Origin of the sequence: Corynebacterium limaceinasi (assembly GCF_046717465.1) — a bacterium.
GTDB lineage: Bacteria > Actinomycetota > Actinomycetes > Mycobacteriales > Mycobacteriaceae > Corynebacterium.
This window is the reverse complement of the sequence record NZ_CP177100.1, coordinates 1892843-1907306: the sequence shown is the minus strand read 5'-3', so window position 1 is coordinate 1907306 and position 14464 is coordinate 1892843. Positions and strand designations below refer to the sequence as shown.

At 59.3% G+C, this 14464-nt stretch carries 13 protein-coding genes; 6 read left to right on the top strand and 7 right to left on the bottom strand.

The annotated features are described in order from the left end of the window. Positions 1-182 precede the first annotated feature (182 nt). From ACLI1Q_RS09255 to ACLI1Q_RS09240, 4 genes are all read right to left on the bottom strand, one after another. Positions 183-1202, bottom strand: a complete 1020-nt coding sequence (locus ACLI1Q_RS09255; RefSeq protein WP_239268649.1) for an LLM class flavin-dependent oxidoreductase — start codon at positions 1200-1202, stop codon at positions 183-185. A 188-nt stretch (positions 1203-1390) separates the two neighbouring features. Further along, positions 1391-2818 (bottom strand): branched-chain amino acid transport system II carrier protein, encoded by a 1428-nt coding sequence (gene brnQ, locus ACLI1Q_RS09250; RefSeq protein WP_284771595.1) that lies wholly within the window; start codon positions 2816-2818, stop codon positions 1391-1393. Positions 2819-3031: 213 nt separating this feature from the next. After that, positions 3032-4162, bottom strand: a complete 1131-nt coding sequence (locus ACLI1Q_RS09245) for a MalY/PatB family protein (RefSeq protein WP_239268645.1) — start codon at positions 4160-4162, stop codon at positions 3032-3034. A gap of 42 nt (positions 4163-4204) precedes the next feature. Beyond that, positions 4205-6091, bottom strand: a complete 1887-nt coding sequence (locus ACLI1Q_RS09240) for an ABC transporter ATP-binding protein (RefSeq protein WP_411696967.1) — start codon at positions 6089-6091, stop codon at positions 4205-4207. A 169-nt stretch (positions 6092-6260) separates the two neighbouring features. On the opposite strand from ACLI1Q_RS09240, the gene ACLI1Q_RS09235 reads away from it, so the two are divergent. Together ACLI1Q_RS09235 and idi are read left to right on the top strand one after the other, a co-directional pair. Then, the gene (locus ACLI1Q_RS09235) at positions 6261-6809 is read left to right on the top strand and encodes a hypothetical protein (RefSeq protein WP_239268641.1); all 549 of its coding nucleotides are present in this window, start codon (positions 6261-6263) and stop codon (positions 6807-6809) included. After that, complete coding sequence (gene idi / locus ACLI1Q_RS09230; RefSeq protein WP_239268639.1) at positions 6806-7357, top strand: isopentenyl-diphosphate Delta-isomerase; 552 nt, start codon at positions 6806-6808, stop codon at positions 7355-7357. Before ACLI1Q_RS09235 ends, idi begins: the two co-directional genes overlap by 4 nt. 3 nt (positions 7358-7360) lie before the next feature. Here the strand turns inward: idi and ACLI1Q_RS09225 are convergent, their stop codons facing one another. Then, positions 7361-8623 (bottom strand): carboxylesterase family protein, encoded by a 1263-nt coding sequence (locus ACLI1Q_RS09225; protein ID WP_239268638.1) that lies wholly within the window; start codon positions 8621-8623, stop codon positions 7361-7363. Between the two features lie 38 nt (positions 8624-8661). On the opposite strand from ACLI1Q_RS09225, the gene ACLI1Q_RS09220 reads away from it, so the two are divergent. From ACLI1Q_RS09220 to ACLI1Q_RS09205, 4 genes are all read left to right on the top strand, one after another. Further along, positions 8662-8865, top strand: a complete 204-nt coding sequence (locus ACLI1Q_RS09220; protein ID WP_005278067.1) for a hypothetical protein — start codon at positions 8662-8664, stop codon at positions 8863-8865. Further along, entirely contained in the window at positions 8858-9133 is a 276-nt protein-coding gene (locus ACLI1Q_RS09215) for a hypothetical protein (RefSeq protein WP_239268636.1), read from the top strand. The genes ACLI1Q_RS09220 and ACLI1Q_RS09215 overlap by 8 nt, the downstream gene beginning before the upstream one ends. A gap of 151 nt (positions 9134-9284) precedes the next feature. Next, complete coding sequence (locus ACLI1Q_RS09210; RefSeq protein ID WP_239268634.1) at positions 9285-11117, top strand: AMP-dependent synthetase/ligase; 1833 nt, start codon at positions 9285-9287, stop codon at positions 11115-11117. A gap of 224 nt (positions 11118-11341) precedes the next feature. Further along, the gene (locus ACLI1Q_RS09205) at positions 11342-12022 is read left to right on the top strand and encodes a hypothetical protein (protein WP_239268632.1); all 681 of its coding nucleotides are present in this window, start codon (positions 11342-11344) and stop codon (positions 12020-12022) included. 139 nt (positions 12023-12161) lie between these two features. Here ACLI1Q_RS09205 and ACLI1Q_RS09200 read toward each other — a convergent pair whose 3' ends face one another. Together ACLI1Q_RS09200 and ACLI1Q_RS09195 are read right to left on the bottom strand one after the other, a co-directional pair. Next, complete coding sequence (locus ACLI1Q_RS09200) at positions 12162-13112, bottom strand: hypothetical protein (RefSeq protein ID WP_239268630.1); 951 nt, start codon at positions 13110-13112, stop codon at positions 12162-12164. A gap of 164 nt (positions 13113-13276) precedes the next feature. Next, positions 13277-14431 carry an ATP-binding protein gene (locus ACLI1Q_RS09195; RefSeq protein ID WP_239268629.1) on the bottom strand — a complete coding sequence of 385 codons (1155 nt, stop codon included), beginning with the start codon at positions 14429-14431 and terminating at the stop codon, positions 13277-13279. Between the last annotated feature and the right edge of the window lie 33 nt (positions 14432-14464).

Below are 14464 nucleotides of genomic sequence, written 5' to 3'. Positions count from 1 at the left end.
AGAATAACGTGTGTGTTACTCAACACATAAACGCTCTAAAACCATTCGGGGGGAGGCATATATTGCCATTAATTAGGGCAATCTCAGCGGCTGTTGTGTGGCGAGCCTCGGTGGCACCGAGCGGCCAGCGTTGAGGCCGAGGGCGGCCCAACGCGGCGCTTTGTAGCGCAGTGAGGCGGGGTTTAGCGCGGGGTACCCGCTACGTTGGCTGGATCGAGCTGCCAGCCCTCAGCAAGCACGTGCATATTCTTGATGACGTTCTCGTGCGAGCTGGACTGCAGGGAAATCATAAGCTCGTCGGCCTTGGCGTGCTCTTGGAACTTCTCTAAGTATTCGGTGACTTCCTTGGTGGTACCCACCGCGGAGTAGCGCAGCATGTCCAGGATTTGCTGGCCCTGGTAGGACTCGATGATCTGCTCTACCTGCTGATCGGTCAGGTACTTGCCGCGGCCGGCGAAAGACTTCACGCGGTTGAAGCACACGCGCTCGTACTCGGCTTCTGCCTCTTGCATAGTATCGGCGGCTGTGACGTTTACCCCGGCGATGACGTAGGGCTTGGTAAACCGCTCGGAAGGCTGGAAGTTTTCCCGGTAGTAGGTGGTTGCTTCCTCGAGGTGCTGCGGGGCGAAGTGGGAGGCAAAGGCGTAGGGGAGGCCGAGCTTTGCCGCGAGCGAAGCGCCGAACATGGACGAGCCCAGAATATAGATAGGAACGTTCGTATTAGCTCCGGGAATCGCGCTAACTCCAGGGATATAGGCCTTGCCCTCGAGGTACGCATTGAGCTCTTTGACGTCTTCTGGAAAACGCTCGGCAGACTGCCCATCGCGGCGCAGCGCACGGCCCAAGGTATTCATGTCCGTGCCGGGGGCGCGGCCGACGCCCAAGTCGATGCGGTTCGGGTACATCTCTTCCAGGGTGCCGAATTGCTCGGCGATGACGTACGGCGAGTGGTTGGGCAGCATCACGCCGCCGGAGCCTAACCGGATGCGCTCCGTCTTGGCGCCGATGTGCGCGATGAGGACGGCGGGCGCGGAGGACATAATGGACTTCATATTGTGGTGCTCGGTGTACCACATGCGGGAATACCCCAGCTTTTCGGCTTCTTGGGCCAATTCCACCGACCGGTTAATGGATTGGGCAGGGGTTTCACCGTCATAGATGGTGCAAAAGTCCAATACGGAAAGCGGCGCCTGATCAGTCATGGGAAAATAATCCTTTTTCTCGCGGGGATAGTACCTATAGTGCAACGGTACGTGGGGCGGGGCTATTCCGTACTTTTTCGCGCGACCATGCGCATCCCGGCGTCCCTAGCTGAGTTGAAATCGCAGACAAAACCCCGCCGCGGAGCCCGAGGAATGCGGGCCCACGGCGGGGTGTGGAAGGAGAGAGCTTAGCTCTTTGGCGATGCCGCGGCATCGAGCGGCGAGTCAACGACGGCCTCGTCATCAGCATCGGCCGCCGCGGTCACGGAGTTGGAGTGCTTCTCCCCGGCCTTGGTGGAGATATCCACAATCAGGCCAATAACTGCCGCGATGACGGTCGGCACGATCCAGCCAAGATCCACCGCTTGGCCCGGCGACAGCGACAAGACGGGATCCAGGGCGGTGGTGCCCCAACCCTGCGCGGAAATGACGGTCAGGGCGGACCAGATGACCGATACCCACAGGGCCAGGCGGTAGGTCCAGTAGAACACGACGGACTTCTTTACCGCCGGCTGGATAAGCGTGAGCAGGATAAGGGAAATGGCCGGTGGGTACAGGAAGGTAATAAACGGCACCGCAATGGATAGCACGGTGTCGAGGCCTTGGAAGGCGAAGAGGATAGACATCGCGGTAAAGATGCAGGCCCACAGGTGGTAGGTCGTCTTCGGCACCAGCATCTCGAAGAACGCGGAGGTGGCGGTAATAAGGCCCACCGCGGTGGTCAGGCAAGCGAGGACGACGATGGCGGAGAAGAGGGCCTGGCCGAAGGTGCCCATGGTGAGATTGGCGGCCTCGGCAAGCAGCGGCGCACCTGAATCATAGGACTGGCCATCGGGCAAGGTCTGGCCTACCCAGGCAAGGCCCAGGTAGATGGCGGCAAGCAGGGCGCCGGCGACGAGCGCCGCGGTGATGGTGCCCTTCACCAGGGACTTTTGGGTCTTAAAGCCCTTAGAGCGCAGGGAACCCACGATGACGATGGAAAAGGCCAGGCCGGCGATGGCGTCCATGGTGTTATAGCCCTCGAAAAGGCCGGTGACCATGGGGGAAGAAACGTAATCTTCAGTGGGCATCTGGGGATCGCGCGGGTGATTCAGCGCGGCCAAGGTAATGAGGATGACCAGCAGCGCAACCAGGGCTGGGGTGAGGAATTTGCCCAGGGTATCGATGATGGAATTGGGCTTCCACGCCAGGCCGAGCGCGATGAGGAAGAAGATGGTATTGAATAAACCGCTAGCCAGGGTGCCTTCCCAGCCCAAAAGGGGAGTAATCGCCGTTTCCATGGAGACCGCGCCGGTGCGCGGGAGCGCGTAGAAAGCGCCGATGGACAGGTAGGCCATGGCGGAAAAGACGACGCCGAAGATAGCGCCGCCATTCGCGCCCAGGTCGCGCACGGAGCGGCCGGAAATGGCGACCGCGATGATGGCCAGGACGGGCAAGAGTACGCCGGCAGCGAGGAAGCCCAGCACCGCGGGCCAGAAGTTGGTACCGGCGGATACGCCCACCATGGGCGGGAAAATGAGGTTGCCGGCGCCGAAGAACATCGAAAAGAGCATGAGCGAAGCAATGACAACGGTGGCCTTGCTCTTGGGGGTGCCTGAGGCGGTGGTGGTAGCCATCCTGGCTCCTTAACATTGCGTACTAAAACCATCGGCCGCGCCGAGAGCCGTGGTGGCGGGGCGCGAACGAGAATGCGAATTCTGTAGCCCTATAGGGGCTATTCGTGTAATGAGATATTACTGCCCACCTGTTGAGAAATCAAAGCATGGTGAAAATGCAATAAAAGCCCCATCGCGCGTGCGATGGGGCGAGGAGAAAGGATGGCGGGGGAGCTAGTCGAGCTCGGCGAAGGCCTTTTCCATGCGGTCGAGTGCCTCGCCCAAGATCTCGCGGGAAGTGGCGAAGTTCAACCGCGCGTGGCCGGGGCCGCCGGTGCCGAAGGTATCGCCCTCGTTGAGGGCGACGCGGGCGTTTTCGCGCAGCCACTTGGCGGGCTGGGGATTGCCAGCGAGGGCGGTATCGGAAAAGTCTAGCCACAACAGGTAGGTGGCTTGGGGCTGCGAGGTCTTTAGCCCAGGGATGCGCTGCGGGAGTTCTTTCACCAACCAGTCGCGTGTCTCGCGCAGGTACTCGATTCCCTCGTCTAAGAAGCCCCCGCCGTGGCGGTAAGCGGCCTCGGCGGCAAGCACGCCCAAGGTGCCGGTCCCGTCTTTGGCTACGCCGGTCAGACCGTTCCACTTTTGGGCATCGGCGGCATTGGAAAAGATGATCTGCGCGCACTTGAGTCCCGCGGTATTAAAGGCCTTGGAAGTGGCGGTGACGGTGATGGTGCGCTGCGCTGCTTCCTCGCTTAGCGATGCCACCGGGATATGCTTTCCTTCATAAACCAGCGGGGCATGGATCTCATCGGCCAAGATGCGGGCATCGTATTTCTCCGCCAACTCCACCAGCCCGCGGAGGTAGTCCTCCGACAAGACGTGGCCGTGCGGGTTATACGGATTGGCCAAGAGAATAGAACCGGCGCCGTCCTTGAAGGCCTGCTCGATTTCCTCTAGCTCGAGGCTAGTTTCTATCTTTTCGCGCCCAGCCGTGCGGGGGAGCTCTAGCAGCGGTGGGTAGGAGGGCACGGGCACGATGACGGGGGAATCATTGCGGGTGAAGTACTGCACGCCGAGCAAGAGGCCGCGGACGACATCGCCTATCCAGAAGATGTGATCGGCATTGGGGCGCCAGTCGTAGCGTTCCGCATAGAAATCGGCGACTGCCTCGCGCAGCCCCGAGGCCTTGGGGGAGGGGGTATAGCCGAAGGTTTCATTATCCACCATCTCCTGCAGCGCCTTTTTGACGGCGGGGGCGGTGGGAAAATCGGACTCCGCGATCCACAGCGGGAGGACGTCCTCATCAAAGACGGTCCACTTGCGGGTTCCGCGGGCTTGCAACTCTTCTAGGCTAGGAAACTGCATGCACACAAGCTTAACGCTTTAAGCGCAGCAGTCCCAGTGGATTTATTCACTTTCTTCGCCGTGCTCGCTGCGGGAATTGGTCCCGGTGACAAAGCCGTACTTTTTCAGCCGGCGGCGGTCCGCGGCGGAGCTGGATTGGGTGAGCTTGAGCAGCTCGGCATAAATACCACCGGATTGCGCGAGCTCGGCAGGCGAGCCCATTTCATCAATTCGCCCTGCCTCTAGGGTGATGATGGTATCGACATCCGCGATGGTGGATAGGCGGTGCGCGATAATAAGCGTGGTCCGGTCCTTCATCAGCTCGTCTAGGCCAGCCTGGACCGCGCGCTCGGCCTTGGTATCCAGCGCGGAGGTGGCCTCATCGAGCACCAGGATGGGCGCATCCTTTAACATGGCGCGCGCGACGGACACGCGCTGCTTCTGCCCACCGGAAAGCTTCAACCCGCGCTCGCCGATGACCGTGTCATAACCATCCGGGAAGGCCTCAATGAAGTCATGGGCATTGGCGCGCTTGGCCACATCCACGATTTCTTCCTCAGTAGCCCCCGGCTTGCCATAGGCAATATTGTCGCGGATGGTGCCCGAAAAGAGGTAGGGCTCTTGGAAGACCACGCCGACGGACGCGCGCAGGCGTGAAGCGGTGAGGTCATCGACGCGGTGGCCCAGCACGTCGAGGTGGCCAGCCGAGGGGTGATACAGGCCCAGCAGCAGGTTGACCAGGGTGGATTTACCGCCGCCCGATTCACCCACGAGCGCGACCTTCTGGCCCTCGTGCGCGCTAAAGGAGATATTTGTAACGACGGGTTTTCCTTCTTCATAAGCGAAGGAAACATCATCAAAGGCAAAGACCGGCGCGCCGGGCGTGGGCTCCAATGGGGTAATAGGGGTGAGGTTCAGATCGGGGGTGCCGGAGTCTGTGATGGCGGCGACCAGCTCGCGCGAGGCGGTGGGCTCCAGGTCTTCTTCCATGACCTTGAAGTAGTCGCGTGAGCCGGCGATAGCGCGCTGGGCCGTATCGATCATCCAGCTCATCATGAAGACGGGTTGCTTGGCCATGGTGACCATCTGCAAGAGCATGACCATATCGCCGATGGAGAAGTGGCCTTCAAGGGTGCGCCAAAAGATGACCGCATAGATGCCTAAAAAGATTACGGCCATGGCGATGCCGCGGAAGGTATCCATCATGTGCCACCAGCGGGACTGCGGCCGCGTGGTATCGACTACGGTGCCATAGCGCTGGGCAAAGTGGTCCAACTCGCGGGATTCGGCGACGAAGGACTTGGTGACCTTGACCTGGCCTATGACCTCGGCGAAGCGGCCATTGGCTTGGTCGATGTTTTCGTTTTTAATGGCTTCAAATTTTTGCCAGCGCTTCGAGGTCAGCGCGGTCAGCCACATATAAATGGGGAAAAGCAGCGCCAATAAGATGGTCAGCGGCCAGTAGTACCAGGCGGTAATGGCCAATACCGCGATGGTCTGAATGATCATCGTGAAGAAATTATTGGCAAAGGACTGGATAAACTGCGTGATATTCGCGATGGAGCGATCCAGTCGGGCGATGATCGTGCCGGTGACCTGATTATCGTAATAGCCCTGCGGCAGCGCCAAGAGCTTGGCAAAGTAGCGGTTGGATAAAATCTGGCGCAGGCGCGAGACCATGACATCGCCGATGTAGCTGCCGATATTGCGGAATAGGGCATTGGCGGCATCAGCCAGGAAGAGGGCGAGGGCTAGGAAAAGGACGGAACGAAGGGCATCGCCAAGCGGCTCGCTTGTTTGGAGGGCCTCAACGATGATGTCGGTGGCTTCCCTGGTGAAAAAGGGTGAAATCAACGCAAGGACGGCGGTGACCGTCGCTGCGAGCAACACGCCGAGATAATAGGGCCACAGGGCAGAAGCGCTGCGGGTAATGCGTACGAGGGATTTCATGGAGGGATGCTCAATTCAAAGACGCGTAGGGAAGTAGAGTACCTAAAAGAGACAGTCCAGTATGCCACACGCCACGGCGCGCAGCCCAGATGCATACCTTGGGCGGGCTTTCGGCTAAGGTATCTGTGCAGAAATAAAGTTATCTTCGCGTGCAAAGGATCCATCCACGGTGAAAATTTCTCACACTTTAGGCGCAGGCGTGGTCAGCCTTCTCGCCGTGACCCTGGCCGGATGCAGCATTCTCCAGCCGGAAGAGACCGGGCTGGGGGACAATATCACCGTCTCCAGCTCAGAAGAAGCGCCTTATCAAGCGGAAGACACCGACGATAAGGAAGTCACTTCCAACCTAGCGAGCCCGGTCAAAGATGCCGGCCTCGGTGTCAGCTGGGAGCTGCAAGGAGTGTATACGGACAATAATTCCGGCGGCTCCGTGGTAACCATTTTGCTCAAGAACGAAAACGAAATGGCCCTGCCCACCGATGCCTTCGATGACCCCGTCCTTGAGCGCGCCGACGGGAATGGCGGCTGGTCTAAGGTAAAAGCCCTGCCGTATGACGAGAACTCCGCGCCTGACGTGGAACCCCCGGGCCTCGATCACCCGCTGGGCGCGGGCGCCGCGGTCAACCTCCAATACCGTTACGATGTCGCGCCGGGTAACCTCTGGAATGCCCGCCTGCACATTGGAAACGTCACGTGGGTGGGGGATCTGAACCTATGACGGAACGGGTAGTCCTGGCGGGTGCTGATGGAAAAGCCATTGGTACTGCGCTCAAATCCGAGGTGCATACCACCGACACCGCCTTGCACTTTGCCTTTTCCGCGTGGGTTACCTGCCACGGAAAGGTGCTCATCACCCGCCGGGCGCTGGGCAAGCAAACCTGGCCCGGCGTGTGGACCAATTCCTTCTGCGGGCATCCTGGTCCGGGGGAGGCGACTGCCGATGCCGTTACTCGCCGCGCCGAATTCGAGCTAGGCATTCCCGCGGATGCGTTATCCAACTTGCGCGTGGTGCTGCCCACCTTTTCCTACCGTGCGGTGGATTCTTCCGGCTTGGTGGAAAACGAAATCTGCCCCGTCTACTGCGTAGAGCTCGACTCCCAAGCGCAGTGGCAGCCGAACCCGGACGAGGTCGACTCCTGGGAATGGGTCGAGCCCGCCCGGCTTATCGCCGCGGCCGATGCCGTGCCGGCGGTATTTAGCCCGTGGATGTGCGAGGAACTGGCGGAAGCCGAATTGCGCGCGGCGCTTCAGTCTTTGGCGCAGTAGCAGTTAGTCTTCCTCATAAAACGCCGCCGCCACGTAATCAAGGGTGGCATAGGCGATGCGCCTATCCCCGGTATCCAAATCAAATTCGAGCACGCGGTGGTCGCTGCCATAGTTGGGGAAGCCCGGCTCGCCGGTGGTGGCGAAGTGGCAGAGCCACTCGTTCAGCTCGCAGTCGGTGCCGAAGAGCGGGTAGAGCTCATCGCAGTGCAGCGCTGGCTTAAGCTTCCTCGTAAACTCCATCATCCAGGTTGGCCCCGGTGCGCCGGAGGCCACCTGCGCCGTCCAGCGGCGAACGAGGGAATCGCCGATCATCCGGCCCATCAGGCGGTCCGGGTCCACGTACTGCGCGAGCTGGCGCCATTGCGTGTAGCGGCCGTGCGGGAAGCCGAAGCGCTGGGACAGGTAGTTACAAATAAACTTGCCCAGGGCCATATTATCGATGCGCTTGCCGGCCGGGAGATCGTAAAACTCATCCCGGGTGGAGCTCACCACGATGGGGATATCCGCCAGTTCGGATGCCTGCATCGGCGCCGGGCCGAGGGCCAAGTCATAGCGGTGCTTCTTGCGGAACTTTTTATAGCCCTTTTCCAATGCCTCGGGCGAGAGCGATTCCAGGGCGCTGCGCTCAATAGGTACCGAGAGGTACCTGTGCAATCCCGCCACGCGGTGCTCAAAGGTATCGCGGGGGTAGGCGGGCGAGAGGGCGAGGACGCGCCGGAAAGCGCCGCGATAGTGATCGCGCCGGGCAAGCCACAGGCTAATCGCCGCGCCGGCGGATTGTCCTACCAGGGTGATATTCGTTTTATCCCCGCCAAAGGATTCGATATTGTCCTGTAGCCACTCCAACGCCAGCACGCAGTCATCGATGCCCCGGTAGCGGTCCGCTTCATCGTCGGCAAAGCGGGCGAAACCAGCCAGGCCCACGCGGTAGCCCACCCGGACTTGGATGATGCCCTTGCGGGCCGTTACCGTGCCTGGCACCCGCTCGTCCTCATGCGAGCCGCCTTCAAAACTTCCCCCGTGGATATAGACCACCACGGGGCAATCCGTCGCGTTTTCCGGGGCAGTAATACTGAGCGCTACCTCATCCGGTTGCGGTGTGCGCGCATCTTGGTCGAGGGGCTCATCCAGCGGCCGCGCCGTGGAAAAGCGGCTAGGGATTTCGCAAAAGCGCAGCGAATGAAAGTAGGAGAGGCCATCGCGGCTAAAGCCGGTGATGCGTCCAGATGGGGTGGCAATGGTAACGGGTATCTGTGCGCTCGACATACCTGCCAGATTACCGTGGGGCAGTAATATAAGGACCCATGGAGTGGTTGACTGACGTGAGCAGCGCATTTTCGCAGTTCTTGGTGCAGGCGCCCGTGTGGGTACAGATGATCATCGTGGTCATCATCGTGGTGCCCATCATGATTGGGCTGGCCTGGTGCCTGATGTGGGCCGTGGACCGCAGCGCCGTCCTAATTTCCCAGTTTCGCAATCGCGGCACTACAGTAAAAGACCATGGCTGAACAACATTCGGAGGGCGCGGGCGATAACGCAGCGAGCGGCGACGTGCCCAGCGCCAGCTCGGATAGGATCCAGCCGGTCGATCCCCGCGAAGGCCTGTGGGATCCAGAGCGCAAAAAGGATGAGCGCGCTGCAAACCCGCTGGTTGCTGGCACCTCTCAGCCCGTTCGCCGCAAGCGCTCTCTGCCTAAATCCCGGGTCTCGCTCACGCTGTGGTCCATGATTGCGTTAGTTCTCATCGTTGCGCTTATCGGCAGCCTGTGGCCCTAGGACAAACTGGTGGACTGCTCCAATAAATGGACCACTCTGGTGTTATAAGCCGTGAATAATTACAGCTTCGATCGTGGGTGAAACGCGTTGATACGCCAACCGGTTGGTACAGTAGGCACAGATTATTATTAGCTGTGCGAAAGGACATCGCGTGACCCTGCAACAAGTGCACACTCCGGCGGATTTTACCATTGAGCCGGGGGAGACCTGCCTCACCGCCCTGATGGATACCGCGAAGAAGCGCCCGCACGGCGTCATGTTTACCCGCCCAGCTAATTACGAGTGGGTCAATGTCACCGGTAAAGAGTTTATCGATGAGGTCTTTGAAGTAGCCCAAGGCTTAATCGCGCTAGGCGTCGAGCAGGGCGATCGCATCGCTCTGATTTCTGCTACCCGCTACGAATGGTCCCTGCTGGACTACGCCATCTGGGCCGCCGGTGCGGCATCGGTTCCGGTTTATCCTTCCTCGTCCGCCTCCCAGGTGCGCTGGATTATCGAGGACTCCGGCGCGGTGCTGGCGATTACCGAAACCCGCGAGCACTCCGAATTAGTTGAAAACCTGGTCCTACAAGACGATGGGGAACCGAATTTGAAGGGCTCGCCATCGCAGCTGCGGCGCGTTTTAGAGATTAATTCCTCTGCCATCGATACCTTGAAATTCGAAGGCCGCAGCGTTGGCACCGACGAGGTGTCTGCCCGCATCGCCGCCACCAATACCGATGATCTGGCCTCTTTGGTTTATACCTCCGGCACCACCGGCCGCCCGAAGGGCTGCATCCTGACGCACCGGAACTGGCTCTCGGAGGCTAGGGCGCTGACCACCAACCCCATCGGTGTCTTCGCCGTGCCGGGCAGCCATACGCTGACATTTTTGCCTTTGGCACATGTCTTTTCCCGCGCCGTATCGATTGCCGTGGCCATTCGCGGTGCCTCGCAGAACCACTGGTCCGATTTTTCCACCATCTCCATCGAGTTCGCCCGCTCTCGCCCCAACGTCATTTTGGGCGTGCCGCGCGTATTTGAAAAGGTTCGCAACTCCGCGGCCTCGAAGGCGGCGGATTCTGGCATCAAGAGCTTTCTTTTTGAACAGTCCGAAAAGATCGCCATCGAATACTCGAAGGCACTCGATACGCCGGACGGCCCAGACCGGCTGCTGAAAATTAAGCACAAGCTCTTTGACAAGCTGGTCTATTCCACCATTCGCCAGGGCGTAGGCGGCAATGTTCGGTACTGCATTACCGGCGGCTCCGCGATGGGCCACGATCTGTTGCACTGGTTCCGCGGCATCGGCGTGCCCATCTATGAGGGCTACGGCCTGACCGAGACCGCCGCGGCCGCTGCCGTGGACTACGTGGACCAATCCATTGGTACCGTCGGCCCGCCTCTCGGCGGGGTTACCCTCCGCATCAACGATGACGGCGAAGTCTGCATCAAGGGCGGCATGGTATTCGAAGGGTATTGGAATAACCCCGAGGCCACGGAGGAAGCCTTTGAGGACGGCTGGTACAACACCGGTGACTTGGGGGAAATCGACGATGATGGCAAGCTCACCATCACCGGGCGCAAGAAGGACCTGATTGTTACCGCGGGTGGCAAGAACGTCTCGCCTGGCCCGATGGAGGACATCCTGCGCGGCCACCCGCTGATTTCGCAGGCCATGGTCGTAGGCGATGGCAAGCCGTTCGTGGGAGCGCTTATCACCCTGGACCCGGACATCCTCAAGCGGTGGAAGCTGGACCACAATATCCCAGAAAACCGCTCTATGGACGATATCGCTACCGATGCCACCCTGCGCGCCGAAGTGCAAGACGCCGTCAACAAGGTCAACTCCACGGTGTCCCATGCGGAAGGCATTAAGAAGTTCTACATCCTAGAAAGCGACCTTACCGAGGATGAAAATGAGCTTACGCCAACGATGAAGGTCAAGCGCAACGTGGTGGCGCAACGCTACGCCAGCGCCATCGAGCACATTTACAAGCGCTAGAAAGGCGTGAAACGGGTACACCCGAGGATTTTATTCCTCGGGTGTTTTCCTTCTTGCAGGTCACCATGGGCGAAGCGCGAACCTGCCATAAACCTGTGAAACGCTTCGGAGTGTCGCACTCTCGCGGTAGACGATCTGGCATAGAGTCATGAGTCGTCGCCGAAAACCTCAACCTCTACTAGAGGTTAGAAAATGAAAACCGCGGAAGGAGTGGCTCGAAGCCTATGCAGAAGATCGCCGCCGAGCTGCGTCACCGCGAGCTCACCCAGGAGATTTACAATATCGGCGACGAAGTCGCGGAATACCTCGAGCACCTCATTGAAGCAATCGAGGATTGGGATGAGGAACTGTCCATGGATTGTTTGGCGGAACTCGGCGATATCGTCGACGACGCCCGCGTGGACTCGGGGCGCTGCGTGGGTGAGCTAATTGGGCTTCGCCAAGCGCTCGTGTCCGGCGTGCGTTCGGGAACCATTTCTGCCGCTCCCTCCGGCGCGAATGATGCGGAGGAGCCGGAGCAGCTCACCCCGCGCCTGTTGGATGAGCGCTATCCCATTGCCAAGCCCATCGTTGTGCATGAATTGGCAGAAGCGCTGCGCCAGCGCACACAGGCGGTAGCAGATTACCTGCGTGAGGTCGTGGAATACGTGCTGGAGCAAACGGATGCCGTCGCCCGCAACCTCGACATGGTCTCCCTACCGCACCTGTATAAGTGTACCGGGGAATCCGCGCTCATCGCCGTGCAGGCGTGGAAGCACACCGTGCTCGATACGCACCCGGCGTACGTGCGCTCCATGCGCGGGCATAACCCGCCGCAATTCCTAGAAGAACGCGCCCGCATTGCCGTGGTCGTAGAAAAAGTCCGCGCCAAGCGCGAGGCAGCCCGCCGGGCCACAACTGCATAGTTCCTTTAGACTTCCTTGCTTAAGGCAAGGGGAATTTAGCGGCCACCGAGATTCCCTCTCTCGGTGGCCGTCGCATTTTTAGATGGACACCCTGCGTGGACTAGAACCTTGCGTGGCTTCATCTTTAGCGTTGAATGGCTCAGTTGTGGGACTGCTGGGAGCGTATAGCGTTCTGGCGCGCGGAGATAGTGGCCGTGACCTCAGAGATAAAGCGCTCCGGGTGCTGAACTAACTGCTGCGGGGAGCACCGTATGACGATAAAGCCAGCATCGCGCAGGCGCTTGTCGCGGGACCGCTCAGCGTGGTCCCGCGGCTTCGTTGGTGCCGCGGTGGATGGGGCATCGGCAAGCGGCTGTATGGAGGTGGTAGTGTCATCGCCTGGTTCGGTGATGTCGATGACGTAGGTCTTATTGATGCAGAGCTCCGCGGTGATGCCGGGCAGGGCGGTGTAGTGGACCTCGAAAAACATCGGCCAGGGAAAATCCGCCTGGATGAGCAGGGCACGGGCAAAGGAAGCATAGGGGGAAGGGGAGGCGGCGCAGCTGTGGTGGATAGCTTCTCGCACGACGGCACTATTGCGTACCCTGCCCATCTGGGCGAATTCCTGACTAAGAGCTTTCTTCGTAATTCCTGCGCGCAGGGCAGAATCGGCGGCAATGAGGCCCTCGCGAAAACCGTGGAACCGGGCAATATCGATTACCGCCCGAGCCGGAGAAACGGTACGGGCGCCGTGTACCAGCATCGGTTCGGGTAATTTCGTTTTGCGGTAAATGCGTTCTGGATTGCGCCGGTCCTTATTAGGCAAAGAGTTATGGGGAAGGGCCATTTCCACCTTTTCTTCGGCGGAGGCAAGCACCCATAGCCCGTGGACGCGGGCGGCGGATTTGGAAATGAGCACCGCGGTATAGGCGCTGCGGGCGGCGGCAATGGCGCGCAGGCGCAGCTGAGAGGACAGGTTCAGGCTGTGGTAATGTTCGCGGTGCACCGCGATGCGGGGTGCGAGTTTGAGGTAGGTGCCGTTATCGAGTTCGTGCCAGAAGGTGGGATGGTTGTGCCGGATGGACGGAATATTAGTTAATGCTTGGTTCATGCCCTCGAGCACATACGAGGAGCATGATGCCCGCTACCCGAATGCGCGCAGGCTGTGGAGTTCTCGTTGAATCTTCACTAAGTGTTAATCATGATTCCCCAGTGGCGCCACGAGCTCAAGTTATCCACACCTGCGATAACAATGGGTTGCGTGACTGAGTTCGATTAGTACGAATCGATGACCAAGCTAGCTGCATGCTCGCGCAAGTAGTCCCGAAGGTAGGGCAGAGCAAAGTCTACTTGGCCACTGGCTGGTATTTCGATTAGTTCCGAGTCAAGCAAGCGGCGCCGGTAATTGGATGCATATTGCGAACTTTTTCCTAGGCGGGCCGTGATATCACTCATGGATGAGGGGCCATTGTCTTGAGCCATGTGGAGCAGGAATGTCCGATCGATGGGGGAAAGCTCCGCTAGGGCGGGCTCATGGACTAGCTGCCCTAGCTTTCGTCGCGCTTTGGAAATGCCTTCCTGCGCAGCTTCCACCGAAATCGTATTGTCTGTTCGGTGGCGGAAAGCCCATAGGCCGACGAGCTGAATCATAAAGGGATATCCCTGGCAAGCGGTTACGGCAGAATTCAGTGCGTCCTTGTCCCAATTAACCTCTGTTTCTTCTACGGGAGCATTGAGTGCCTTCCGGACGTCCGTATCCGGCACTCGGTCCAATTCAATGCGGTTCGCACGGCGAAGAAAAGTGACAGGATTAGAGTCATCTTGGCTAGCCAAAAGCGGTTTAATTGAGGATGGGATTCCTGCCATGACTACAGCAATATTTTCCCCTTCTCGCACGAGGTGCTGGATGGTAGCTCCAAAATCGATGACCTCATCACTGCGCTGGTGGTGCATTTCATCCAAAGTAATGAGCACCCCAGTGGGCTCGCTGTGGGAAATCCGGTCTAGTTCCCGCTGCGCATGGAGGAGGTCTTTCAAGGCCCTTCTTAAGGGGTAGGTTTCCGCGGATAATGTTCTTGAATCCCATTCCATGCCGATGCCCAATTGGAAAAGGTGCAGGTTGAAACCTTTTAGCGCTGCCCGGTTGAGGTGAAGGGTATTAATAATTTCAGCACGGAGCCGTTCCGCAAAACCGGCAGATGCCGTGTCATTAAGGATGCGCCACCCGCGATCTGACGCGGTGTCTTCGAAGGCATTGAGCAATACCGTCTTGCCGATACCGCGCGGACCCACGACGAGGGAAATGCGTTCATGGGATCCGGGGCCATCGTCCAAGGCATAAGCAAACTCCTCGATGGAGTCTTTACGGCCAGCCAGGTAGGGAGGCGTGGCCCCAAGCGTGGCGGTAAACGGATTCTTCCGGGTGGTCATAGTCCAAGTGTAAAACACTGCGCTTGTGTACGC

Bases quoted from the DNA above. Each gene is read 5' to 3' on its own strand.
- ACLI1Q_RS09255 (WP_239268649.1), bottom strand. From the start codon at position 1,202: ATGACTGATCAGGCGCCGCTTTCCGTATTGGACTTTTGCACCATCTAT.
- brnQ (WP_284771595.1), bottom strand. From the start codon at position 2,818: ATGGCTACCACCACCGCCTCAGGCACCCCCAAGAGCAAGGCCACCGTT.
- ACLI1Q_RS09245 (WP_239268645.1), bottom strand. From the start codon at position 4,162: ATGCAGTTTCCTAGCCTAGAAGAGTTGCAAGCCCGCGGAACCCGCAAG.
- ACLI1Q_RS09240 (WP_411696967.1), bottom strand. From the start codon at position 6,091: ATGAAATCCCTCGTACGCATTACCCGCAGCGCTTCTGCCCTGTGGCCC.
- idi (WP_239268639.1), top strand. From the start codon at position 6,806: ATGACGGAACGGGTAGTCCTGGCGGGTGCTGATGGAAAAGCCATTGGT.
- ACLI1Q_RS09225 (WP_239268638.1), bottom strand. From the start codon at position 8,623: ATGTCGAGCGCACAGATACCCGTTACCATTGCCACCCCATCTGGACGC.
- ACLI1Q_RS09220 (WP_005278067.1), top strand. From the start codon at position 8,662: ATGGAGTGGTTGACTGACGTGAGCAGCGCATTTTCGCAGTTCTTGGTG.
- ACLI1Q_RS09215 (WP_239268636.1), top strand. From the start codon at position 8,858: ATGGCTGAACAACATTCGGAGGGCGCGGGCGATAACGCAGCGAGCGGC.
- ACLI1Q_RS09205 (WP_239268632.1), top strand. From the start codon at position 11,342: ATGCAGAAGATCGCCGCCGAGCTGCGTCACCGCGAGCTCACCCAGGAG.
- ACLI1Q_RS09200 (WP_239268630.1), bottom strand. From the start codon at position 13,112: ATGAACCAAGCATTAACTAATATTCCGTCCATCCGGCACAACCATCCC.
- ACLI1Q_RS09195 (WP_239268629.1), bottom strand. From the start codon at position 14,431: ATGACCACCCGGAAGAATCCGTTTACCGCCACGCTTGGGGCCACGCCT.